Genomic DNA, 23,681 nt, shown 5'->3' on the forward strand with positions numbered 1-23,681 from the left:
GCACATGGTGACGGTAGGCGTCATTGGCGTCGGCGCCCTGGGGCAGCACCACGCCCGGCTTTACGCCGGCCTGCCGGGGGTACGACTGGTTGGGGTGTGTGACCTGCGTCCTGAAGTCGGACAGTCCGTAGCTGACCGTTATGGTGTTGCTTACTTTGCCGACTGGCAGGACCTTGCCGCACGGGTGATGGCGGTCAGCGTGGCTGTCCCCACTTGTGACCACTGCACGTTGTCAGTGGCGTTGCTTTCCCAAGGCAAGCACGTCCTGGTCGAAAAGCCGATTGCCGTCACACTTGAAGAAGCCGGGCAGATGATTGCGGCGGCCGAGCAGGCCGGCGTCATTCTTCAGGTCGGCCATCTGGAGCGGTTCAATCCGGCGCTTCAGGCTGCCCAGGCACTGGTGTGCCAGCCCCGCTTTTTTGAGATTGACCGCCTCAGCGTGTTCACGCCCCGCAGCCTGGATATTGATGTTGTTGCCGACGTGATGATCCACGATCTGGATTTGCTGCGCTGGATGGTGGATGCACCGGTGGCCACTATCCATGCCGTCGGCGTTCCGGCGCTGACAGAAAAAGTTGACATTGCCAGCGCCCGCATCGAGTTTGCCAACGGCTGTGTGGCGAATGTCACGGCCAGCCGCGTTTCGCTCGACAAGGTACGCAAGCTGCGGTGCTTCCACGCCGGAGGGTATGTTTCGGTCGACTGCCTGACCCAGCAGGTGACGGCGCTGGAGGTCGTCCGTTCCCAAGGGGCGGCCGCGCCGCCAGCCATTGTACCCCGCGCGGTTACGGTCGCACCCGATGAGCCATTGCGGGCCGAACTCGAACACTTCATCACCTGCATCCGGCAGGGCCGGCAGCCGCTGGTGGATGGACGGGCCGGACAGGCGGCTTTGGAACTGGCGCTTCAGGTACGGGCGGAAATCACTGCCCATGCCCGCCGCGCCGGACTGGGGCATTGGGTGGACGTTCCAACGTAAGGGGCAGGGCGTTTCACCTTCGCCCTGCGCCGCTGACAGCTTCCCCGCCCCCCTGGGCGACTCCGGGCAACCACGGTGGAATCGGATTATGGACATTGATGAATACCGCCGGATGTTCCAGCTCGAAACGACCTACTGGTGGTTTGTCGGGCGGCGCGCGCTGGTTCGGGATTGGGTGGCGGCGGCACTGCGCCGTCAGCCGGCGGCCACTTCCGAGCGGTGGCTGCTGGATGCCGGGTGCGGGACGGGGGCCAATGCCGAGATGCTGCGTGCCTTCGGGCGGGTCATCGGCACGGATGTCTCGCCGGAGGCGCTCCACTGGTCACGGCAGCGGGGGCTTTCCCATCTGGCGCGGTGCCGCGTCGAGAAACTGTGTTTTGCCGACGATACCTTTGATGTGGTGACGGCGCTTGACATGCTCGAACACGTGGACGATGACCTGGCCGCCCTGGCTGAACTCCACCGGGTCTGCAAGCCGGGGGGAGCGGTGATCATCACCGTACCGGCGTATGGGTTTCTCTGGAGTCCGCACGACGAAGCCCTGCATCATCGCCGCCGCTATGCCCCACGGGAACTGCGCGACAAACTTCAGGCCATGGGGTTTGAGGTCGAGCGGCTGAGCCACTTCATGTGCGGGTTGTTCCTGCCGGTGTTGTTGCTGCGTTTCTGGCAGAGCCTGCGCAAGCAGGGGGTGCGTCCGCAAAGCGACCTGCGTCCTTTGCCGACGTGGCTCAATGGGTTGCTCATCCGGCTGTTGGGCATCGAGCGATGGTTGATCAGCCTGTTCAGTCTGCCCGTCGGGGTTTCACTCATCTGTACGGCGCGCAAACGGGCCTGGGTACGCTCCCTAGTGCAGCGTCGTCCTGAGTTCGCTTACGATTTCGGTCAGTGTGCGCTCGATGATGCCTATATCAACCGGTTTGCCAATGAGCCGCACACGCCGGGCCTGGAGTTCTCCCGGCGTGATCCGGTCCGCCCAACCGGTCACGAGCGTGATGGGTAGGTTCAGGTTCAGGGCCCGTACTTCGGCGATGAACTGCCAGCCGTTCAGGTCGGGCATGCCGAGGTCGGTAAAGAGCGCGTCGAAAGCCTCCAGCCGCAGTCGCTGCAGGGCCCGGCGCGGAGCGGTCTCGACCTGTACCTCATGTCCCAGGAGCTTGATCATCTCCGCAATGGTTTCCGCCACCGGCGGTTCATCGTCAACGACCAGAATGCGCAACCGTTGGGAGGGCAGTGCAGGCAGCGGTGGGGCGGTCATCAGGGTTTGGGTCAGGGATACCGGCGCCAACGGAAAGGTCAGGAAAAATGTCGTTCCACGTCCCGGTTCGCTTTCAACTTCAATCCGCCCCCGGTGCCGGCTGACAATGTTGTGCGAGACGCTCAGCCCCAGACCCGTGCCCTGTTTCCCCTTGGTCGTGAAAAACGGGTCGAAAATGCGTTTTTTGACCTCTTCACTCATGCCGGTGCCCGTGTCGCGCACCACGAGTTTGGCCACGTCTCCCTGTTGATAGACGTTGATGATGATCTCGCCGCCGGTGGGCATGGCATCCAGGGCGTTGAACAGAAGGTTGGTGACAACTTCACGCAACTCGGTCGGATTGCCCAGGATGAACACCGGCAATGGCGCCTGGCAGGTAACGTGAATGGAGGATTTGCCGGAGCGGTGCATCCACCGGGGTTGGGTGGCCTCGATGGTTTCCTGCACGAGTTGGCTCAGGTCAAGCCGCTCGAAGTCCGAATCGCCTTCACGGACGCGGGCAAAGTCTTGGATGCGTTTGACGATGTTGGCCGCGTCCTGGGTCACCTTGTGCATGATGTCGAGCGAACGGAGCGTCGTTTCGTCCGTCGCTCTGGCTTTGAGCAGACCAATCCGCCCCTGGATGATGGTCAGGGCATTGTTGAAGTTGTGCGCCACGCCCGAAGCCAGTTCCCCCAGCGCCCGCAGCCGTTCCGTCTGGCGCATCTGAAGGTGATATTCCCGTTCCTGCTCCCGTAGCCGCTGGGTTTCAGCCAGTTGCTCCCGGAGTTGTGCAATAAGCCGTGAGTTGTGCAGCACAACCGTCGCGTGATCGGTCAGAAGCTCAAGAATTTCGACTTCCTCCGGGGAAGGTGGAGCGCCCAGCCGGTCAGCGCTGAACGTGCCGAACAGTTTGCCCTCCAGCGCCAGCGGGACGACGACGATGGGGCCGCTGTGCCACATCCGCAACGGAGATTCTGCCTGGCGGCCAAGTAGAAACGAGTGGTCTCCGATACGCCGGTGAACGCCCGACAGGCGTGCGCCGGGCGTGGTCGAAAAGCCGCCGACCCGGGTGCGCTGGCTTTTGAGCACATCGAGTTCAATCTGCTGCCCCTCGGTGAAGGCCCCGGCAAAAGCCGCGATGAAGGAGTCATCCGCTGAAGCCGCCGCCGGGTCACGCAGGCAGAACAGGGCGCGCTCCCAGCCCAGATCGCAGGCGACTTCGCACATCCAGCGCAGAATTTCGGAAACGCTCAGATAACCTTCCAGACCGAGATGGTGCTTGACCTGATTGGCCACTTCGACGATGCGGCGCAGGCGGCGGGATTCCTGCCGCAGACGCTGTTGCATCTGGGCATTGCTGATGGCGATGGCGACCTGTTCGGCAAGGGGTGCCACCAGCCGGAGGGTGTCGTCGCTGTAGGCGTTGACTGTCCGGCTCGTGAAGTTGAGTGTACCGATAACGTTGCCTCCCACAATCAAGGGATGACACAGGGTTGAACGGTAGCCCTGAGCCGTCCAGTCCTGGTAGGTCATAAAGCGCGTTTCCTGCCGGATGTCCGGTGTGACAACGGGCTGCCCATGCCGGACGACCCAGGCGGTTACGGTGTTATCCCCCGGCACAACGCTGCCCGCCTGTACCGAACTCGTGCCGTCGTCGTGCAGGGCGTAAATTTCGACTTCATTCGTGTCGGGCCGAAAGAGCGTGATGCTCAGGCGGTCGAAGGGCAGGAACTTGATGGCTTCACGGGCAACCGTCTCAAAGATGGCCGTCATGGTGTGGCCGGCGTGGATCGAGCGGCTGATGTTGAGCACGGCCAGCGCCGGGTGGTAGTAGGGCTGGGAAACGGCTGCTGGCGAGACGACCACGGCCACGAGCTTCCCCTGTTGCCACATGACCGGATAGGCTGTCGCCACGAGATCGTCCGTGAGGTGCACCGACCGGGGTTGGGCGTCTGTCTCCTGTGCCACAGCCTGCACCAGCGTGTGTAAATCCGGCAGCAGAGATGGAGACGACAGTGAGGCCGAAAGGTCAAAGGCCGTGTGTTCCCCGGCAACGGTGGTCGTGTCTGTGCCTGGAGCACCATCAGGGAAAACCGCCGCATGGCACAGCCGCCCCTCAGGGTCGAAAAGATAGTGCCCGGGTCTGAGCAAGCCCGTCTCTGTCATATCGGCCACAGGAAAACACTCCTCGGCGGAGCTATCTGGGAAACCTTGCCATGGCAGGTCATTGTCCGGTTTTTTACTGTCATCCTGTGGCGTCAGGCAACCTTTTCTCCTGTAAGTTGCCGACAGGTAACATAGGGACTGCACGGCACAGGCATCACTTTGGGGATGGTTTGGGAGATGGAGGCATCACATCGGCCGCGCAGCGAAACCCCAGGGTGAAGGCTATCGTGCCGGGAGGGAGTCCGTAGCGGCGTGTGAGCTGAAGATAGTCCTCGCGGTCATTCCACGAACCGCCACGCACGACCCGTCCGCGTCCAAAGTCCGGCCCGGGTGGATTGTGGGACGGGCCAAAGGCGTAGTAATCGGCATCGAACCAGTCCTGACACCACTCGGCGGCATTGCCGGACAGGTCATAAAGCCCGAAAGGATTGGGAGCAAACGTGGCTACCGGTGTGGTCTGGATGCCACGTAATGGCATGCGTTTCGGGTTGACGGCGATGTGGCCAAAGTTGGCCGCGCCGGCAAGGACGGTGCCTGTCCCGGCTGTGCCGTACTGCGCCGTAGGGCGACCGGCACGGGCAGCGAATTCCCATTCGGCTTCGGTCGGCAGCCGCTTTCCAGCCCAGCGGGTATAGGCCACGGCATCGTTCCACGTCACAGCCACGACCGGGTGCTGCTCGCGTCCCGGTGTGGCGTAAAGCGCCCAGCGCCCTTCACTCTGATAGCCAGTAGCCATGACGAAGCGCCGGAATTCGGCATTCGTCACCTCGGTGCGGTCAAGAAAAAATGGCGCAACGACCGTGAGATGTCCACGGCCGGCGTCATCACGGCGAACAAAGGCCCCGCCGGGAACAAGCACCATTCCCGGCGGCGGCAACCGCATCTGGTAAGGCGGTTCAGCCGGCCGGACCCGGCAGGCCGTCAGCCAGAGACTGGATACAAGCAACCAGAAACCGAAAGTGTTGCGCATGGCGTTCGGTCAGACCCTACCAGACCGGCGGCGCACGTGCATCCGGTCTGGCACCGTGTCAGGCGTTGGCAGATTGCCGCTGGATGCGCCCCGAAGGAACCGGGAACGGTCATCCGCCGCCGGAGACGGAAGCGCAGCCAATGGCCGCTTGCCGTTGATTGTATCTTGGCGTACAAACAACGTGCCCATCTGCCAGTCTGCCAGGCAGGATTCCAACGCAAGTTCAACCGTGAGAGCCGGGAGGTCTTCGCCGATGTATCTCGACGAATTCAAGCAACAGTTGCCGGATGCCGACCCACAGGAAACCGCCGAATGGCTTGAAGCCCTGGAGCAGGTGGTCAATCAGGCAGGCCGTGAGCGGGCGCAGTTTCTGCTGCGCAAGCTACTCAAAAAATCGCGCCTGATGCGCGTCGGACTGCCTGAACTGGTGCAGACGCCCTACATCAACACGATTTCACCGGAGCAGGAACCGCCGTTTCCGGGGGATGAGGAAATGGAGCTGCGCATCCGGCGCATCGTACGGTGGAATGCCGTGGCGATGGTGGTACGGGCCAATCACTACTTTCCCGGCATCGGCGGACACCTGGCCACTTATGCTTCGTCGGCCAGCCTCTACGAAGTCGGATTCAATCATTTCTTCCAGGGCAAAGACGGCGAAGGCGCTGGCGATCAGATTTTCTACCAGGGGCATGCCGCTCCGGGCATTTACTCCCGCGCCTTTCTGGAAGGACGCCTGACCGTTGAACAACTCGAACACTTCCGCCGGGAAGTGCTGGGCAAAGGGCTTTCGAGCTATCCCCATCCGCGGCTGATGCCGGATTTCTGGGAATTTCCGACGGTTTCCATGGGGTTGGGGCCCATCAATGCCATCTATCAGGCGCGCTTCAACCGCTATCTGCACAACCGTGGGATTGCCGATACCTCCCGGTCACGGGTGTGGGCCTTTCTGGGCGATGGCGAGACGGACGAGCCGGAGGCGCTCGGCGCGCTGCACCTTGCCGCCCGTGAGGGCCTCGACAACCTTGTGTTTGTCGTCAACTGCAACCTGCAGCGGCTCGACGGCCCCGTACGCGGCAACGGCAAAATCATTCAGGAACTGGAAGCCGTCTTCCGGGGTGCCGGGTGGAATGTCATCAAGGTCATCTGGAGCCGCCGCTGGGACCCGTTGCTGGCCAAAGATACCGAAGGCGCGCTGCTGCACATTATGAACACCACGCTCGACGGCGAATTCCAGAAGTATTCCGTCGAAAGCGGCGCTTACATCCGGCGGCACTTTTTCGGCAAAGACCCGCGCACTCTGGCCATGGTCGAGCACATGTCGGACCGCGACCTGGAGCGGCTGCGCCGGGGCGGCCACGATCACCTGAAGATTTATGCGGCCTACAAGGCAGCGGTCGAACACCAGGGGCAGCCGACCGTCATCCTCGTCAAGACGGTCAAGGGATGGATGCTTGGCGAAAGCGCCACCGGCCGCAATGCAACCCATCAGCTCAAGAAGCTGACCGAAGCCGAACTCCGGAAGTTCCGCGATCTGATGGCGCTCCCGATTCCCGATGCCCAGGTGGGTGATGCGCCCTACTACCATCCGGGGGAAAAGTCGCTGGAAGTCGAATACCTGCGCGAGTGTCGCCGGCGGCTTGGGGGGGAACTGCCCCGGCGGGTTGTCCGGTCGAAGCCGCTGGAACTGCCCCGGGAAGACCTCTACGCCGAGTTTGCTGTTGCCAATCAGCAGCCCGTTTCAACGACCATGGCCATCGTGCGTCTGCTGCGCAAGCTGCTTGACGACAAGCACATCGGCCGCCGCATCGTGCCGATCATTCCCGATGAGGCGCGGACGTTCGGGATGGACTTCCTGTTCAAGAAAGTCGGCATTTACTCTGCCAAGGGACAGCTCTATGACCCGGTGGATTCCGACCTGCTGTTCAGTTACCGCGAAGCCAAAGACGGACAGCTTCTCGAAGAAGGGATCACGGAAGCCGGGGCGATGGGGTCGTTTATGGCTGCTGGTACGTCCTATGCCACCCACGGCGAGCCGATGATTCCGTTTTACATGTTCTATTCGATGTTCGGTTTCCAGCGCACCGGCGATCAGGCCTGGGCCGTGGGCGATGCCCGTGGGCGGGGCTTTCTCATCGGAGCAACGGCTGGACGCACCACGCTCAACGGCGAGGGCCTGCAACACCAGGACGGCCACAGCCACGTTCTGGCCTCGACCGTGCCGTGCTGTGTGCAGTACGACCCGGCCTTTCACTTTGAAATTGCCACGATTGTGCGCGATGGGCTGCGGCGGATGTATGAGCAGGGCGAGGACGTGTTCTATTACATCACGGTGTACAACGAAAACTACGCCATGCCGGCCATGCCGCGCGGTGTGGAGGAAGGTATCCTGCGCGGGCTGTACCTGTTCAAGCCATGCCTCGACGCCAAGCGCCACATCGTCCAGATTTTCGGCAGTGGCGCGCTGATGATGCAGGCACTCGAAGCCCAGCGTATTCTGGCCGAACGCTATGACGTGGCGGCGGATGTGTGGTCGGCAACAAGTTACCGCGCGCTGCGCGACGATGCGTTACAGACCGAAGCGTGGAATCTGGCCCATCCGCTGGAAAAGCCCCGGGTGCCGTACCTTCAGAAGGTTCTGGCCAATGCCGAAGGCCCCATCATTGCCGTCAGTGACTACATGAAAGCCTGGCCGGACAGCATCGCCCGCTGGGTCCGCCAGCCGTTTCTGCCCCTGGGAACTGACGGCTTCGGGATGAGCGACACCCGCGAGCAGTTGCGGCGTCACTTCAAGGTGGATGCGGCTTCGATTGTGTATGCGGCGCTCTACAAACTGGCCGAAATGGGCAAACTGGGCTTCGATGAGGTCGCTCGTGCCGGAGCGGAACTCTATGGCGAAGCGGCCGTGCCGGAGCCGGTTGCCGGACGTTAGAACCCCGTGGAAACCCTTGCTCTGCCGTCCACGCAGCTTGCCGCCACACAGGTTCACCGGTGGGCCCTGGCGCTGCGTCGGGCGGCAGCGCTCTTTGAAGCACAGCGTTTTGCCGATCTCTATTTCGGCCCGGAAGAGCAACTCGATGCCGACCGCTTTCCCGGTTTTCGTCCGGCGGTGCTCTACTGGGTGGCCACGGCCGAACGTGAACGGTTAACCCATACGCTGCTCCTGTCGGTTGCCGGGCTGACGCTGGACGACCTGCCGGCAGTCGCTCCGGCGGTCGTTCGCTACCAGGCGGACTTCGTGGAGGACTGCCGCGTGCTCTGGGAGCACCTGCAGCCAACCCTGCCGTTTCGTCCGGCGCTTGATGTAGCTGCGCTGGGTGAAATTTCCAGCCTGCCGTCCGACTGGCTGGCGCGGTTCAATGCCGCAACTGTTCTGGCCCGGCAGCAACCCGCAGCCGAAGCAACCTGGGCCACCTGGTGTGAGTTGTCCCTGGTGGCGCGCGCGGCGCAGAGCGCCGAAACCATCCGGGCGGCGCTCGTGCTGGCCGAACTCGATGCCCGGTTGGACCTGCCAGTGCTGGTGGAGCGGATTGCCCCGGCCTTTGGGCAGCAGCTCACCGACTTCTTTTTCACGCAGGTTCTGAAAGGCATTGCCGATGCGCCCCGTGCCACCGGGGAACGGCTTGGGCGGAATGGCGTCTTTGCCGAGCATGACCTGTCAAAAACGCACCTTCAGCCTTTGCAGGGCCTGCTTGGATTGGTCGGCGCGTGGTTGGGCGGCCCGCCGCTCGTGGTGGAAACGCACATCCGCACCTGCTCTTTCCAGACCCAGACGCAGGTCGTGCTGGCGGCCGAAGGGCGCGACCCGGCGCTGGGGCGGCATCTGTGTACGCTGTGCGCGGCCTTTGACCAGTCCACGCTGGATGCCGTGCTGCCCCGGTGGCTTGCGCCACGCAGCCGACTCCACGCCAGCCTGGGGCGGGGGGCGGACGCCTGCCGGTTCACGGCTGAGTTTGGTGTGCGCCGAAGTTGAGCTTGAAGTCCCTACAACACGCCTTTGGTTGAAGGGATGTCCTGCTGTCCGGCCAGGCGCCGGGTGGCGGCTCCCAGGGCGCGGGCGGCGGCCTTGAACGTCGCCTCCAGAATGTGGTGCTGATTGCGTCCGTAGAGCAGGGCAATGTGCAGGGTCAGCCCGGCGTTGAAGGCCAAAGAGCGCCAGAAGTGTTCGGCCATTTCGACGGCAAACGTACCGATCCGTTCGCGCGGGTTGTCCACGTCGTAGACCAGGTAGGGGCGGCCGGAGACATCCACTACGGCGCGCGCCAGGGCTTCGTCCAGCGGCGCGTAGGCGTGCCCGAAGCGGGCAATGCCGGCCTTGTCGCCAAGCGCCTGGGCGAGGGTTTGTCCGAGCGTGATGCCCACATCCTCGACGGTATGATGGTCGTCAATGTCGAGGTCGCCATCGCAGTGAATATCGAGGTCAAGGCGGCTGTGCCGGGCAAGCTGCGCCAGCATGTGGTCGAAAAAGCCAATGCCGGTGGTGATGCGGGAAATCCCCGTGCCGTCCAGGTCAAGCGTGACGGCGACGTTGGTTTCATTGGTGCGTCGGGTGAGCGAGGCTGTGCGGTGCGTCATGTTCGGTTTGGAAGGATTACATCAGGCTGACCGCGCCGTGCAGAAACCACTGCATCAGGGTCAGGGCGCGGGTCAGGAGGCTGGCATTGGCGCGCGCGACAGAAAGGCGGGTACGACTGTTGTTGGCCGGGTTCATGTCCAGCCGCACCGTGTCATCCGGGTCAATGACCACGGAGAGCAACTCCCCTTCGGTCGTCAGGCGGTGGCGTTCGCTGCGGCCATCCCATGTTTCACGCCGCACACTGCCGTCGGCAAAACGCAGTTCGATGACCTGCGGCATGATGGCTTCGCCCTTGCGTACGAGGACGGCTTCACGGGCGTCAAGGGATTCAACGGCGTAGTCAAGCAGGGATGTGCCGCGAAAGTATTGGTCGAAAAACCAGGTGAGGTCTTCACCGGCAACTTCGGACGCCACATCGAAAAAATCCTCCGATGTCGGGTGCCTGAAGCGCCAGCGCGCAAAGTAGGTTTTCAGGATGCGCTGCATCGTTTCGGAGCCGACGTAGCCCTCCAGCATCTTGAGCGTCAGGGCTGGCCGGGAGTAGGCATTGAAGGCGTAGAGAGAGATGTCTGGAAACTTCCAACCGGGGGTGAGAATCGGCGCGCTTTGAATGCCGGGCGGACCAAGGAAGAACAGCTCAGCGCGGCGGAATGACCAGTCGGTGACCTGCACCGGCAAGCGCCAGAGCGGTTGCCCGGCGAAGCGCAACCATATTCCCTGCTGTGTGGGATAATGCCGGGCCATAATGTCGGCTTCGCAGTAGGTGTTGATGCCTTCGTCGAGCCAGGCTTCCTCAAACTCGTTGCTGGCGACCATGCCATACCAGTACTGGTGGCCGAACTCATGGACGAGGATGACTTCAGGGCCTTGAAAATCGTCGTCAGAGATGTTGTGTCGCGTTCCAACGGTGACGAGTGTTGGGTACTCCATCCCTCCGGCGCCGCTCGCACCAAGGGGTGGATCGACGATAGTGAGGGTTTCGTAAGGGTAGGGGCCAATCCGCCGGCCGTAATCCTCCAGGGCAATCCGCGCCGCGCGAAAGTGGCGGGCCCGCTGGTCAGCATGTTCGGGCTGAAGCAGCAGGATAAGCCGCACCGGCGGCAGGTCAGGGACTTCAAAGCGTTCTTCCGCCACGATGAAATCCGGCGAGCAGGTCCAGGCGAAGTCGTGGACATCGCCCTGGACGAAGCGGTAGCGCATGCGTCCGTCAGGCAGCGGCTGGCGTTCACGCTCGACGCCGGTCGCCCCGACCTTAAAGTTGGCCGGTATGTCGAGCGTCACATCGTACTCGCCGAAATCGGCATAAAATTCCGTCGTCGCATGAAACTGGTGGCAGTTCCAGCCGGGAGTCGTCCGGCGGCGCATGCCAACCGGCTCATAGACACCCAGTTTGGGAAACCACTGGGCCACCATGAAGAAGTTGCCGTAGTAGCCGGTGCGGGCAAAAACCTTGGGTAACTTCGCCAAAAACTCGATGTCGAGCGTGATCGAGCCGCCGGCCGGCACCGGCTGCGGCAGCACGACACGCCATACCGTCCGGTCGTCGGCGTTGTCATCGTCCGGGTGAATGAACTCGCCCCGTGGAAGCAGGTCAACGCCGTCTTCAGTGCGCACGCTGAGCAGGTCAATGGCACCTGGGAAACGGGGGTCCATAACCTCCCCGCGCAACTCGCCGCCCTTTGATTCGCGTCGAAAGGAACTGTTTTCGTCGCGGAAGGCGTTGAGGTAGAGGTGAAAGTGCAGGTCCGGCACCGGGTGATTGGCCGGATTGCGCCAGGTCAGGCGCTCACGTCCGTGGATTTCCTTTTTCCTGGTATCGAGTCGCGCGTCAATCTGGTAACGTACACGCCGATCCGAAAGCGGAGCCGTTTCCTGACGGTCGGTGGTCGCCGTGGCCGGCGGTGGCACAAGCCCGACGAACAGACAAAACCACACCAGACGCCACAGGCTTCTGATGGTTGGTAACGGGGTGGTCCGGGCAACAGGCAACATTTTCAAACCTTTGGGAGCGTGGGACGTGTCAGAATACGCGGGGTGCAAACCGGATGCCCGCTATGGTGGCATCCGCCGTTGCCGGCGACAAGCGTTGCCACGCGAAGCTTTCTGTAGATCACTGTACGGAACATGAGCATTCAGCAGAGAAGGGAGTTCGGCATGTTCTCAGGACGACGTTTTCACAGGCGGATGAGCTGGCTGCTCATCACCGGATTGCTCGTGGGTTCGGTTCTGCCGATGGGTGTCCGGGCGGATGACAAGGACAAAAAGACCAATTCTCCCGTGACGCGCAAGCTCAGCGAGAAGGAAAACCCCCTGATGATTGGCAAGCGCGACATCAACAAGGGGAGTCTGAACTTCTACTCGAAGGAAAAGGAAATGGCGATTGGCGCCCAGTTGGCCGCCGAACTGGATCGCCAGCTCAAGTTCGTCACCGACCCCGTTGTGGTTGAATACATCAATCGCCTGGGCCAGACGATTGCTTCCAACTCCGATGCCAAAGTTCCGTTTACCATCAAGGTCGTGGATTCGCCCGAAGTCAATGCCTTTGCGTTGCCGGGTGGGTATTTCTACGTGAACAAGGGGCTGATTCTGGCGGCTGACAATGAAGCCCAGGTCGCCAGCGTCATGGCGCATGAAATTGCGCACGTCGCCGCACGGCACGCCACGGAGCAGGTGTCAAAGGGGCAGTTGGCGCAGTTCGGCATGATTCCTCTGATCTTTGTGGGGGGCGTCGCGGGTGTCCTCGTGGCCAACGCAGCCAACATCCTCGTCCCGCTGACCTTTCTCAAGTTCGGGCGCAATGCCGAGTTCGAGGCGGACATGCTCGGCGCGCAGTATGCCTGGGCGTCCGGCTATGACCCGGATGAGTTCATTGCGTTTTTTGAGAAACTCAAGGCCCAGCAGGACCCGAAGCAGAAAATTCCAACGGTGTTTTCGACGCATCCGCCCACTGAGGAACGGGCCGCCAAGATGCGCCAGTTGACGGCCGCCTTTCCCCCACGGGACGAATACATCATCAGTTCTTCGGAATTTGCGCGGGTGAAAGCCCGCCTGGGGGCAATTGCCCCGGATGCCGGGCGGCGCATCGGCCCCGGTGGCGGCAATGATCAGCCAAGCCGTCCGACGCTGCGGCGGCGGCAGCCGGATGCACCGCCGGAAGAGGATGACGAGATGAATACCCCGGCTGACCGTCCGCAGAAGTCTGAGCCGTCGAACCGTCCGACGCTCCGGCGGCGCACGGACAACAATCCCCCGCCTGACGATGGTTCACCGCTGAGTATGGCGAGTGACGGGTGGCGAGTGGTGAGTAGCGAGTAGCGGGTGGCGAGTGGTGAGTGGCGAGTAGCGAGTGGCGAGTGGAGAGTAGCGAGTAGTGAGTGGCGAATAGCGAGTGGAAGGGGCGGCCGGCTGGTCGCCCATACTGGCGCCGCCGAATTTTCGGTCACTATCACTGACATCAAAACCATTCCATGCCGGGCCGTTACATTCTTGCACTCGATCAGGGCACGACCAGTTCACGTGCCATGGTGTTTGATGCCGAAGGGCGGGTGGTTGCCCTGGCCCAGCGTCCTTTTGAGCAGCTTTTTCCGCAGCCGGGCTGGGTCGAACATCGCCCGGAAGACATCTGGAACTCCCAGATTGGCGCGGCCCGTGAAGCCCTCCGCCTGGCCGGCATTACTGCACCGGAAGTGGCAGCCATTGGCGTCGCCAACCAGCGCGAAACCACGCTCGTCTGGGACCGAACCACAGGCGAGCCGCTTGGCAATGCCATTGTCTGGCAGTGCCGACGTACGGCTGCCCGCTGTGACGAACTGCGGCTGACTCCGGCAGCGCACCTGATTCAGTCCCGAACCGGCCTGCTCGTGGATGCCTATTTCTCCGCCAGCAAGGTCGAGTGGATGCTGGAACGGATACCAACGGCGCGTGCGCGGGCTGAAGCTGGCGACCTGGCCTTTGGTACGGTGGATAGCTGGCTGGTCTGGCAGTTGACCGGGAAACAGCGGCATGTGACCGATGTCACCAACGCCAGCCGTACGATGCTGTTTGACATTCACAAGCTGGCCTGGGATGACGAACTCTGTGGGTTGTTCTCCATACCCAAAGCCATGCTGCCGACGGTTGTCCCGTCGAGCGGTGTGATCGGTGAAACCGACCCGGAACTGTTCGGCGCGCCGATTCCCATTGCCGGGGTGGCCGGCGACCAGCAGGCGGCCCTGTTTGGGCAGATGTGTTCGCACATCGGCATGGCCAAGAACACCTACGGCACAGGGTGCTTTCTGTTGCTGCACACGGGCACGAAGCCGTGTCTTTCGCAGCAGGCGCTGCTGTCAACCGTGGCGTGGCAGTTGGGAGCGTCGCCGGCAGAGTATGCGCTGGAAGGGAGCGTCTTCATTGCCGGAGCGGCTGTGCAGTGGTTGCGTGACGGGCTTCAAATCATCGGCGGCGCGGCTGAAACGGAAGCTGTGGCGCGTTCGGTGCCCGACACTGACGGGGTGATGTTTGTGCCGGCTTTTGTCGGTCTTGGTGCGCCCTACTGGGACCCGCATGCCCGTGGCATCATCACCGGACTGACCCGTGGCACGACACGGGCACATCTCGTCCGCGCGGCGCTTGAAGCCATTGCCTACCAGACCTGTGATGTCGTCGAAGCCATGCTGGCGGATGCCCGGCAGGCGCTCGGCGCCGGGTTCCGGCTGACCGAGCTGCGGGTTGACGGGGGAGCGGCGGCCAACGACTTCCTGATGCAGTTTCAGGCGGATGTTCTGGGTGTGCCGGTGATTCGTCCGACGGTGACGGAGACGACTGCCGCCGGTGCGGCCTACCTGGCCGGGCTGGGGGTTGGTTTCTGGCGGGATGTGTCGGAAGTGGCCCGGATTTGGCAGCCGGAACGCACCTTTTCCCCTGCTCTTGACACGGACGCCCGACAGGCGGCCTATCAGGCGTGGCGGGCTGCTGTCCAACGCGCGCGTTCTTTCCCCGCGACTACCGAATAACCTGCCAGAGTCACTAGCGATGGTCGCCGTCCCCAGCGATAACACCCCGACCGGCGCGGGAGGCAAGTTTATCCAGGTTGGCGCGGGCCACCGCTTCGAGTGAGGCTTCCAGTTCGGTACAGATAGCGGCGACGTACCACAGCACATCGCCCACCTCATCGAGCAGCCGCTGGCGTTGTTCCGGGGAAAGGTGGCCATTCTGGTCACGGATGACCTTTTTGAGTTTGCCGGCGACTTCACCGGCCTCGCTGGCCAGACCGAGAACGGGATAAACGAGATTGTTCCCCCGGTTGGGATAGGCCGCTGTACGCCCGGCTGCCCGTTGGTATTCGTCCAGAGTCAGCATGGATGGATGGTGATCAGAGGTGGAGTGCGTCGCGCAGTTTGCGGCTGCGGCTCGGATGGCTGAGCTTGGCCAGCGCGCGCATCTCGATCTGGCGAATGCGCTCGCGGGTCAACTGGAAGCGGGCGCCGATTTCCTCCAGCGTCCACTCGCGTCCATCCGGCATCAGTCCAAACCGCAGCATGAGCACTTCCGACTCACGCGCCGAAAGACGGCTGAGGGCTTCGCGCAGGTTCTGAGCCATTTCCACCGTCATGGACGCGCGGAGTGGGTCCTGGCTGTTGTGGTCCGGGAGCAGGTCGCCGAGGGAGTGCTCGCCGTCGTCGTCAGCCGTGGGGGTTTCGAGCGAGACGGGTTCTGTCACCACATTGAGCACCTGCCGGACATCGTCCGGCGTGAGTCCGACAAGTGGCGCAATTTCTTCGGGCGTCGGGTCTTCGTCGCCATTGGTTGTCATCTGGCGCAGCACACGCCGGACACGGTTGACCCGGTCCACCATGTAGGTCGGCAGGCGGATGGTGCGTGACTGGTTGGCAATGGCCAGTTGAATCGCCTGCTTGATCCACCAGACGGCGTAGGTTGAAAACTTGATACCACGGCGCCAGTCAAACTTCTCAACGGCGCGAATCAGGCCAATATTGCCTTCCTGGATGATGTCTTCCATGGCGAGTCCGCGACCCATGAAATCCCGCCCGATGAACACCACGAGCTTGAGATTGGACTCGATCATGCGGAGCTTGTAAGCTTCGGCCTTCTGCTTGGTTTCGGCAAAACGTTTCCAGTCGGCAATGATGCCATCCAAGGGAAGGGCGCAGTTGCATTCCAGGTCACGAATGCGTGCCCGAACGGCCTTGAGTTGGTGTTTGAGAAGACGACTGGTGGCAGCATCGAGGCTTGTATCCTTGAGGCGGTATTCGAGCCGGGCACGTTCGGCTTTGAGCGTCAGGGCCTCATCCACGACATTGCCCCACGCGAGTTCGACCCGGCGCCGAATGGTTTTGTTGAAAGGCAGCTTGTAGAGAATCCGCCCAATTCGGATGCGCAGCCGGTGGATATCGAGGTTGCGGCTGGTGTGTTTGTAGCCCGGTTGGGCCACCATGGCCCGAATCCCGGCATGCGCGGCTTCAATGGCCGCAAATTTTTCGCACAGTGCGCGCTCCTGCCGTTCATCGAGGTCCGGTTTGAGCGGCGCTTCGCAGCGTTCGCCATCGGCTTCGTCCTCTCCCCGTGGCAGAACGAGCAGGTCGGAAAGTCGCAGCCCTTCGCTTTGCAGGTTTTTGGCCAACTGCACAACGTAGGCCGCCACCGGCAGCGCCCGCGACAGCATGCGGGCCGCACGGCGTTCGTGCCGCTCCATTTCGCGGGCCACGAACGTTTCTTCCTGCCGTGTCAGCAGAGTCGTGTGCGACAGTGATTTGAGATATACCGAAATGGTATCACTCGCCTCATCGTCCGCCGTGTCTGTGACCGAAATTTCTTCGCCTTCCATTGTGGAAAAGCCTTCCTCACCGGAATCCAGCTCGTAACGCATTGCATTGTGGCTCATGGGTGTCGAATCTCCAAAAAGCACTGCCTGGGAACGACGCTCCACAGGTCCAACCGGTGGTTATTCAACGGCACAGGTGTTGACCCAAGCCAGAGGCACATCGCCGATGAAGATGTTCACACCTTTCATCCCACAGGAGATGTCCGTTCAAGAGAACAAATGTTGCCAATGACGTAAAACACCAGATGCACAGGGGAAGCATCAAGTGTATGTCATCGTACACTCAGTTCCGCGAGGTGTAAATGTGAGTTACCGTACGTTATCCGTATGCGCGCGATCGGTCACCTGGCGTTGACTGAGTTGTTGTTCAAGAAGTGTTGCGACTTCGGTAAAACGGGCGTCCCAGGTTTTGTCACGCACGGCCATCTGACGCCGGTCAGCCTCGGCTGGCGTGTCGGTCGTCAAACACTCCTCAACGTGACGAATGAACTCATCAGGTGTTCGGGCAATGCGGATGACATCCGCCATTGGCTCGAACTCAGGAATGGGGACAATCACGACCGGCTTGCCGGTGGCCAGGTACTCCCGGACTTTGGTCGCGCTTGTGTACTTGACAATGTCGTGCGTGGCATCTTTGGGGACGATGCAGACATCGAAGTGCGCTGCAAAGGCCGGGAGATCGGCGTACGGCTGAGCCGGGATGAAGTGAACGTTCGGTAAGTCCTCGATGCGGAGTGGCGCCGTTTTGTTCCCGATAAAAACAAACTGCCAGTCCGGCCGATGGCGACTCACATATTCGACAAGCGACTGATCAATCTGCCAGCGTTCAATCGCCCCAAAAAAACCCAGAATGGGCTTTCCCAGGCGTTTGACAGGTGCGAGGGGAAGGGGACATTCCCACTGACGGAAGCGGGCGGCGGCGAAGTGCTCGAAGTCAACAGCCTGTTCAAGCAGAACGGATTTTTCGCGTCCCTGCCGGGCGTCGGCGAGCAGCTTCCACCCGTGGTAGAACACAATGTCCGCCGCTGCTATGAGTTCCTCATGAAGCTGGCGAATAAAGGCAACGTGCCCACCTGTGTCCACCGGGTTGGCATCATATTTATCCGAAACATGATATGCAACCAGAGATTCGTTGAACTGGCCTACCATGTCGCGCGCTGTGGGAATGGCAATCCACAGGATGGGACGCTCAATACGAAGCCAGCGCAGGAGCCATCGGATTTGACAGACCAGGAGCCAGTGGTTGATCCGCCGCCAGGCCGGGCTTGAAAAGAAAGGCGACACAATGGGGGTTATCACCCAGATGCCTTCCGGGGTGCGGCGAAGGTACTTTGCATAGCTGCGCAGTTTGCGCCGGATTTTGGTAAACAGTTCGGGGCTGCCCAGCCCGGGCAGCCCCATCGAGATCGAGTTGACGAACACCACCTGATTGTCACGCGCAAAGCGCTTCATGAGGTGGTTGTTGGCGTGTGGGTGGTGATACCACCAGTCTTCCCCGCCGAAGCAGAGAATGGCGCGCCCTTTCATCGAAACAGGAAAAGGTAAGCCAAAACTGCCACCCCGATGAGCAGCAGGAGAGCCACGGCCCCGCCGATGGCAATAAACAGGATGAGATTCGATTTTTTGCCCGCCTCCGCTGGTGCAGAGGGCACCACCGACGGGTCAACACCCACGGGAGGCACATAGCCGGCCGGCGGAGAGTAAGGTGGGGGCGCGGCTTCAAGTGGTCGGTTCTGAGCCGCCTGGGCGACGGTTGCCGCTGACTCAAACGCTGGCACGGGCGGTGGCGATGGTGGCGGAGGAGGCAGTGCCGGCTGATTTCCACCGGGCTGTGAGCCGCCAAAAACAGTTTCCACCTCGCTTGGCGAAGGGGCGGATGCTGGCGCCGGCCGGTCATTCGCAACCGTAGATTTGCGTGAGAGCGTGACATCGCTGCCACCGGTCGCCATTGCCGGAGTGGGGGGCAGGGTTGCCGCCTCAAAGCGGTCAACCGGGGACGGTTGGGCTTCAGGTTGGAGAATGAAGTTGAAGCGGACTTTCGGCCCCCCTACACCAAACTCAATCACATCGGCATCCTGAAGCCTGACTTCCGTCACCCGCTGCCCGTTGCGGTACGTGCCGTTACTGCTGCCGACGTCCCGGAGCACATAGCTCCCCCCCTCGTGCAGGATTTGCGCGTGGCGTGTGGAGGCCAGTTGATCCTGAAGGGCCAGGGGAAGGGTACTGTTGGGGTCACGCCCGATTGTGGCTGGAAACGTCATCAGCCTGACGCTTTCGCCTTTGCGTAGCCCGGAGAGGAAAACGGCTTCGAGTCCGATCACCATGGGGGATTTCGTCTCCACTGGGGGGGCACTCACCAAAGTTGCCAAGCTGCCGGGCGGGCCAGACGCGGGCGGTTTGAGAGGTGTGCCGCAGGATTTGCAAAACTTGGCATCGTCACGATTTTGCGTCCCACAGTTCGGACAAATCATGACCTCTTCCCTCTCTTCGGTGACGGCACCTCGTCAAAGTTTCAGTTTCGTTTCAGGGCTTTGACCTGTTCCGTCAGCCGCGGTACGACCTCGAACAAGTCTCCCACGATGCCGTAGTCGGCGATTTTGAAAATCGGCGCTTCCGGGTCCTTGTTGATGGCTACGATGAACTTCGATGAAGACATCCCAGCCAGATGCTGAATGGCCCCGGAGATACCACAGGCAATATACAGGGTCGGGCTGACGGTTTTCCCAGTCTGCCCGACCTGATGGGAATGATCAACCCAGCCAGCATCCACTACGGCCCGCGAGGCTCCGGCTGCACCGCCCAGAGCGTCGGCAAGGTCTTGAATCAGGTAGTAGTTTTCCGGCCCCTTGATGCCACGTCCCCCGGAGACCACAATGCTGGCTTCAGTCAGCTCAATCTTACCCTTCGCGGCAGCAAGGATGTCCGTGACCTTGGCCTGCAACGCATCCACAATAGTGGCGCCGATGGACTTGACTTCCGCCGTCCGGCTGGTGTCCGGCGTGGCTGCCGGAAACACATTCGGGCGCAGGGTCGCCGCAGCCGGTGTGCGGCGAAAGCTCACGGTGGCATAGGCTTTGCCGGCATACACCGGACGAACCACAGTGAAGACACCGTCGTTGATGTGGGTTTCCGTCACATCCGAGGCCAGGCTGACATCAAGCCGGGCTGTTACCCGTGGCATGAGGTCTTTTCCCATGGCTGTCGCCGCCGCCAGAACGATTCCAGGCTGTGCTGTCTGGATCGCCTCGACGAGAACTTTGGCATACCCATCGGTGGAATACTTGGCCAGCGGGACCACATCTGCGACGTAAACGGTACTTGCCCCATAGTGGGCTGCCTCAGTGGCCAGGTGCCCGATGTTGGCCCCGATGATCACAGCACTGAGGGGCTGTCCCAGTTGTGCTGCCAGGCGGTGTCCTTCCGACAGGGCTTCGTACGTCGCTTTCTTGAAGGCTCCGTCACGCTGCTCTGCAAAAACCAAAACGCCATTCGCCATAACTCGCATCTCCTCACAAACAAAAATGCTCACAAACTTCCGATCAAGTGAGCAGGTGGGCAGGAAAAACCCCGGCGGGATCGTGGCCATTCCTGCCTGTGGTTTTCAGAAGTTCACCGTCCGGTGTGGTCAGATGACCTTGACCTCGTGCTGTAGGGCAGACAGTAGTTCATTGGTTTGCTGCGCCGGGTCGCCGGTGATTTTGCGTCCAGCCTGGCGGGGGGGTGGCAGGCGCAGTGCCGTAATAACCAATCCAGCCGCTTCAGGCCCGACCTCAGCCGCAGAAAGTCCGAAGTCAGAAAAGGTCTTGCTGGCCAGCGGCTTTTTCTTGGCCTGCATAATGCTTTGCAGTTTCGGGTAACGCGGCTCGTTGAGACCTTTCTGGGCTGCGATGACGGCAGGCAGACCGGTCTCAACAACTTCGATACCACCTTCGATCTCGCGTTCGGCGCGGAGGCGGCCGTCACTGACTTCGAGCTTGGTGACAACGGTAACTTGTGGCCATCCAAGCTTTTCCGCCACAATAGCGTGCACCTGCTGGTTGTCGCCGCCAACCCCATGCTTGCCGAAGAAGACGATGTCCGGGCTGATGCTTTTGAGGGCCGCCGCCAGCGTTTTGCCCACGCACAACGGGTCGTCCGCAGCCACGCCAGCACTGGAAATGTGAATGGCCTCGTCGGCTCCGCGGGCCAGCCCCTCCCGCAGGATGTTGGGCACCTCATCGCCGCCCAGCGCCAAGGCGATAACCTGTCCGCCTTTGGCTTCCTTGAGACGAACGGCTTCTTCAAGTGCGAATTCATCGTACGGGCTGATGATGAACTTGACATCCGCCCGGTCTATGGAGCAGCCATCGGCTGCAATCTTGATGCGCGTGTCCGTTTCCGGCACGGCCTTGATACAGACAGCAATTTTCACAGGAAAGCCTCCAAGAATGATAACCGCAAGCCGGTGCTGTTCGCCAGCAGCTTGGTGGGAAAACGCACATGTAGCACGCCATTTCTTTGACTGGCAACTACCCTTGGGCACCGGGGACGACCGTGCCGACTGCCGGCCGTGGCCGTTGAGGTGTCCGGCTACGCCGTTCGGCTGACACGCTGACCCAGGGCTTCCGCCACGAGTGTCGTGATTTCGTGGTGAACATCAGCAACGCGCACCCCGGCTGCCCGCAGCGCCTCAACTTTCTGGCGGGGGCTGCCCATACCGCGTTCCATGATGGCGCCGGCGTGCCCGAAGGTGATGCCGGAGGGCATGGCATCCACGAATTTCCCGGCAATGAAGGCAATGAGGGGTTTGGTAAAACCGCCCTGCCGTACCAGTTCTGCGGCCTGTTCCTCATAGACGCCGCCCGGTTCACCAAACATCACCACCGCGTCGGTTTCCGGGTCGGCTTCAAACAGGGGAAGCAGGTCGGCAAAGGTCGAGCAGGCAATGACATCACCCCCCACACTCAGGGCCGTACTGATGCCAAAGCCGGCCTGACATAGCACCCAGGCGGTTTCGCTCGTCATCGAGCCGGACTTGCTGACAATGCCAATCCGCCCCGGCTTGAACTGAAAGTCAGGGTTTGTGCCGCCAATGGGTCCCAGCTTGCACTTGCCGGGCGTCAGAATTCCGACCGATGTTGGCCCCACAACCCGGGCCCCTTTGCTGACAGCGTATGAATAGAGATCAGCCGTGTCATGGATGGGCACCCGTTCGGTGATGATGTTGATGAGCCGGATGCCGTTGCTAATCGCTTCAATGGCGGCGTCCTTGGCGGAAAGGGGTGGCACATACACCAGTGAGGTGTTGATGTCGGGATGCGCCGCCAGTGCCTGTTTGAGGGTGTCATAGACCGGTACGCCGTGGACAACCTCGCCCCCTTTGCCCGGTGTGACGCCGGCCAGCACCTTCGTGCCATAGCGCAGCATTTCCCTGGTGACAAATGAACCTTCCCGACCGGTGATCCCCTGGACGACGACGCGCGTGTTTTCATCAACCAGTATGCCCATACCCTGCCTCTTTCTGTGGCAAAAGCCTGCCTCAGCAGTTCAGACCACGTAATCTGTTCTTGTATTCCTCGCTTTTCTGAATGACGACTTTGGCGCTTTCGGTCATGGGCATTTCGGGACCAAAAATCGTCATATCCAGATGCAGTTCTTCACGGGCGCGCTCCAGCGCCGCCCGCGCCTCTTCCCAGCCCGGCCCACCCCGCCGGACCACAATCGGGAAGGGCGGGCGGATGGCCCGCAGACCAGCAATGAAGCCTTCCATGGTGATGTCCACGCGGGTGTTGTTGGCGACAGCGCCAACATGCCAGCAGGCTGTCAGTCCGGGCTTGGAGAGCACGACGCGCGTCAATTTCTCGACTTTTTCAGCCGGGGGATTGCCGCCATATTCGGTGTAGTTCGCCGGGCGTCCGCCATAGCTGATCAGGGCATCCATGTTCGTGATCGAGCCGCCGCCGCCGGCGCTCATCATGGCAATGTCACCATCGAGTTCGATGTATTTTCCGGCAACGCCCCGGTAGTCATTCTGGTCAATGAGTTTGGCCTGAAGTTCACGTTCCGTCAGCGGGCGCCCCAGTCCGCCCCGTGGCGGATAGTTGAAGTCGCGGTGGCGCGTCATGGCGTCATCATCAAGGATGACCACGGCATCGGCGGCAAAAAAGTTGCCCTTGGGCGTTTCGATGACGGGGTTGATTTCGAGCAGCCGCACATCGTTTTCACGGAAGCAGCGGTAGGCACGTACCATCAGGTCAGCCATCTTGCGCATGCGCTCTTCACGAAAACCGGCTTCCGCTGCGATTTCACGGGCTTTCCATTCGGGCAGTCCGAAAATCGAGTCAATCGGCCGAATGACCAGCTTTTCAGGATGGCGCTGGGTGAGTTCCTCGACCTCAACGCCCCCCTGCTGGCTCAGGATCACGACCGGGGCGCGGTGCCAGCCATCGAAAGTCAACGACAGATAGTATTCGCCCACGATGGACAGCCGTTGTTCGACCAGAACCCCGACCGATTCCGACCCATGAATCGTCGTGTGGAGCAACAGCTCGACGGCCAGTTCGGCCCCTTCGGCCGTTTTGCAAAACCGGATGCCCCCGGCCTTGCCCCGCTTGCCGGCCAGCACCTGTGCCTTGACGGCGACTTCACCGACCTCTTCCACAAAGGCTTCGATATTGCCAGCATTTTGCGGGGAGTTGATGAAGATGCCCTCCGGGACGCGAATACCGTACTTTTTGAACAACGACTTGCCTTCGTATTCGTAGAGATTCATCGGGACACTCCAGTTCGCAACGGCCACGGCACACCGGTCTGGCCGGCGGCTGCGTGGTACGCCGCACCGTGAGGGTACTGTGCCGTAGCGCACAGACGTCGGCCTAGCTTTGCCAATTACCGCCCACACGTCAACTGTTCACTGGCTTGTCAGCAGCCTTTTGTTGTTCTGCCGGAGAGGGT

17 protein-coding genes and 2 pseudogenes are annotated in these 23,681 nt (G+C 61.4%); 6 read left to right on the plus strand and 13 right to left on the minus strand.

The annotated features are described in order from the left end of the window. Positions 1-4 precede the first annotated feature (4 nt). Together CABTHER_RS05710 and CABTHER_RS17395 are read left to right on the plus strand one after the other, a co-directional pair. The gene (locus CABTHER_RS05710) at positions 5-979 is read left to right on the plus strand and encodes a Gfo/Idh/MocA family protein (protein ID WP_014099652.1); all 975 of its coding nucleotides are present in this window, start codon (positions 5-7) and stop codon (positions 977-979) included. A gap of 112 nt (positions 980-1,091) precedes the next feature. Then, positions 1,092-1,580, plus strand: a pseudogene (locus CABTHER_RS17395) (class I SAM-dependent methyltransferase); the annotation flags it as partial. A gap of 246 nt (positions 1,581-1,826) precedes the next feature. Here CABTHER_RS17395 and CABTHER_RS05720 read toward each other — a convergent pair. Together CABTHER_RS05720 and CABTHER_RS15650 are read right to left on the minus strand one after the other, a co-directional pair. Beyond that, entirely contained in the window at positions 1,827-4,385 is a 2,559-nt protein-coding gene (locus CABTHER_RS05720) for an ATP-binding protein (RefSeq protein WP_014099654.1), read from the minus strand. Between the two features lie 154 nt (positions 4,386-4,539). After that, positions 4,540-5,355, minus strand: a complete 816-nt coding sequence (locus tag CABTHER_RS15650; RefSeq protein ID WP_014099655.1) for a formylglycine-generating enzyme family protein — start codon at positions 5,353-5,355, stop codon at positions 4,540-4,542. 253 nt (positions 5,356-5,608) lie between these two features. Between CABTHER_RS15650 and aceE the strand changes: the two genes are divergently transcribed. Further along, positions 5,609-8,284: a pyruvate dehydrogenase (acetyl-transferring), homodimeric type gene (gene aceE / locus CABTHER_RS05730; protein ID WP_014099656.1), complete on the plus strand. Its 2,676-nt coding sequence runs from the start codon at positions 5,609-5,611 to the stop codon at positions 8,282-8,284. Between the two features lie 6 nt (positions 8,285-8,290). Further along, complete coding sequence (locus CABTHER_RS05735) at positions 8,291-9,325, plus strand: hypothetical protein (RefSeq protein WP_014099657.1); 1,035 nt, start codon at positions 8,291-8,293, stop codon at positions 9,323-9,325. A gap of 11 nt (positions 9,326-9,336) precedes the next feature. On the opposite strand, the gene hisB is transcribed toward CABTHER_RS05735, so the two are convergent. Next, a complete protein-coding gene (gene hisB, locus CABTHER_RS05740) occupies positions 9,337-9,927 on the minus strand; it encodes an imidazoleglycerol-phosphate dehydratase HisB (protein WP_014099658.1) in 591 nt (196 codons plus the stop codon). A gap of 16 nt (positions 9,928-9,943) precedes the next feature. Then, positions 9,944-11,917, minus strand: coding sequence for a M1 family metallopeptidase (locus CABTHER_RS05745; RefSeq protein WP_228374029.1), 1,974 nt, complete (start codon positions 11,915-11,917; stop codon positions 9,944-9,946). Positions 11,918-12,082: 165 nt separating this feature from the next. Between CABTHER_RS05745 and CABTHER_RS05750 the strand changes: the two genes are divergently transcribed. Both CABTHER_RS05750 and glpK read left to right on the plus strand, forming a co-directional pair. Next, entirely contained in the window at positions 12,083-13,243 is a 1,161-nt protein-coding gene (locus CABTHER_RS05750) for a M48 family metallopeptidase (RefSeq protein ID WP_187288340.1), read from the plus strand. A 152-nt stretch (positions 13,244-13,395) separates the two neighbouring features. Continuing rightward, positions 13,396-14,919, plus strand: a complete 1,524-nt coding sequence (gene glpK, locus CABTHER_RS05755; RefSeq protein WP_014099661.1) for a glycerol kinase GlpK — start codon at positions 13,396-13,398, stop codon at positions 14,917-14,919. A 13-nt stretch (positions 14,920-14,932) separates the two neighbouring features. Here glpK and CABTHER_RS05760 read toward each other — a convergent pair whose 3' ends face one another. From CABTHER_RS05760 to CABTHER_RS05795, 9 genes and pseudogenes are all read right to left on the minus strand, one after another. Then, positions 14,933-15,265, minus strand: coding sequence for a nucleoside triphosphate pyrophosphohydrolase family protein (locus CABTHER_RS05760; protein WP_014099662.1), 333 nt, complete (start codon positions 15,263-15,265; stop codon positions 14,933-14,935). 13 nt (positions 15,266-15,278) lie between these two features. Continuing rightward, on the minus strand, positions 15,279-16,808 hold the full coding sequence (locus CABTHER_RS05765) for a sigma-70 family RNA polymerase sigma factor (RefSeq protein ID WP_041569107.1): 1,530 nt from the start codon (positions 16,806-16,808) through the stop codon (positions 15,279-15,281). 249 nt (positions 16,809-17,057) lie between these two features. Then, positions 17,058-18,275: a glycosyltransferase gene (locus CABTHER_RS05770; RefSeq protein WP_014099665.1), complete on the minus strand. Its 1,218-nt coding sequence runs from the start codon at positions 18,273-18,275 to the stop codon at positions 17,058-17,060. Further along, complete coding sequence (locus CABTHER_RS05775; RefSeq protein WP_014099666.1) at positions 18,272-19,072, minus strand: FHA domain-containing protein; 801 nt, start codon at positions 19,070-19,072, stop codon at positions 18,272-18,274. The genes CABTHER_RS05770 and CABTHER_RS05775 overlap by 4 nt, the downstream gene beginning before the upstream one ends. A 78-nt stretch (positions 19,073-19,150) precedes the next feature. Next, positions 19,151-19,219, minus strand: a pseudogene (locus tag CABTHER_RS17790) (zinc-ribbon domain-containing protein); the annotation flags it as partial. Positions 19,220-19,260: 41 nt separating this feature from the next. Continuing rightward, positions 19,261-20,244, minus strand: a complete 984-nt coding sequence (locus tag CABTHER_RS05780; RefSeq protein WP_041569609.1) for an electron transfer flavoprotein subunit alpha/FixB family protein — start codon at positions 20,242-20,244, stop codon at positions 19,261-19,263. 129 nt (positions 20,245-20,373) lie between these two features. Beyond that, the gene (locus CABTHER_RS05785) at positions 20,374-21,159 is read right to left on the minus strand and encodes an electron transfer flavoprotein subunit beta/FixA family protein (protein WP_014099668.1); all 786 of its coding nucleotides are present in this window, start codon (positions 21,157-21,159) and stop codon (positions 20,374-20,376) included. A 158-nt stretch (positions 21,160-21,317) separates the two neighbouring features. Continuing rightward, positions 21,318-22,235, minus strand: coding sequence for a succinate--CoA ligase subunit alpha (locus tag CABTHER_RS05790; protein WP_014099669.1), 918 nt, complete (start codon positions 22,233-22,235; stop codon positions 21,318-21,320). Positions 22,236-22,266: 31 nt separating this feature from the next. Further along, on the minus strand, positions 22,267-23,499 hold the full coding sequence (locus CABTHER_RS05795) for a succinate--CoA ligase subunit beta (RefSeq protein ID WP_014099670.1): 1,233 nt from the start codon (positions 23,497-23,499) through the stop codon (positions 22,267-22,269). Between the last annotated feature and the right edge of the window lie 182 nt (positions 23,500-23,681).

Source organism: Chloracidobacterium thermophilum B, from assembly GCF_000226295.1.
Taxonomy (GTDB): domain Bacteria; phylum Acidobacteriota; class Blastocatellia; order Chloracidobacteriales; family Chloracidobacteriaceae; genus Chloracidobacterium; species Chloracidobacterium thermophilum.

What these genes read in the sequence shown, in the direction of transcription:
- CABTHER_RS05710 (WP_014099652.1), top strand. Translation starts at nt 5, where the DNA reads ATGGTGACGGTAGGCGTCATTGGCGTCGGCGCCCTGGGGCAGCACCAC.
- CABTHER_RS05720 (WP_014099654.1), bottom strand. Translation starts at nt 4,385, where the DNA reads ATGACAGAGACGGGCTTGCTCAGACCCGGGCACTATCTTTTCGACCCT.
- CABTHER_RS15650 (WP_014099655.1), bottom strand. Translation starts at nt 5,355, where the DNA reads ATGCGCAACACTTTCGGTTTCTGGTTGCTTGTATCCAGTCTCTGGCTG.
- aceE (WP_014099656.1), top strand. Translation starts at nt 5,609, where the DNA reads ATGTATCTCGACGAATTCAAGCAACAGTTGCCGGATGCCGACCCACAG.
- hisB (WP_014099658.1), bottom strand. Translation starts at nt 9,927, where the DNA reads ATGACGCACCGCACAGCCTCGCTCACCCGACGCACCAATGAAACCAAC.
- CABTHER_RS05750 (WP_187288340.1), top strand. Translation starts at nt 12,083, where the DNA reads ATGTTCTCAGGACGACGTTTTCACAGGCGGATGAGCTGGCTGCTCATC.
- glpK (WP_014099661.1), top strand. Translation starts at nt 13,396, where the DNA reads ATGCCGGGCCGTTACATTCTTGCACTCGATCAGGGCACGACCAGTTCA.
- CABTHER_RS05760 (WP_014099662.1), bottom strand. Translation starts at nt 15,265, where the DNA reads ATGCTGACTCTGGACGAATACCAACGGGCAGCCGGGCGTACAGCGGCC.
- CABTHER_RS05765 (WP_041569107.1), bottom strand. Translation starts at nt 16,808, where the DNA reads ATGAGCCACAATGCAATGCGTTACGAGCTGGATTCCGGTGAGGAAGGC.
- CABTHER_RS05770 (WP_014099665.1), bottom strand. Translation starts at nt 18,275, where the DNA reads ATGAAAGGGCGCGCCATTCTCTGCTTCGGCGGGGAAGACTGGTGGTAT.
- CABTHER_RS05775 (WP_014099666.1), bottom strand. Translation starts at nt 19,072, where the DNA reads ATGGTGATCGGACTCGAAGCCGTTTTCCTCTCCGGGCTACGCAAAGGC.
- CABTHER_RS05780 (WP_041569609.1), bottom strand. Translation starts at nt 20,244, where the DNA reads ATGGCGAATGGCGTTTTGGTTTTTGCAGAGCAGCGTGACGGAGCCTTC.
- CABTHER_RS05790 (WP_014099669.1), bottom strand. Translation starts at nt 22,235, where the DNA reads ATGGGCATACTGGTTGATGAAAACACGCGCGTCGTCGTCCAGGGGATC.
- CABTHER_RS05795 (WP_014099670.1), bottom strand. Translation starts at nt 23,499, where the DNA reads ATGAATCTCTACGAATACGAAGGCAAGTCGTTGTTCAAAAAGTACGGT.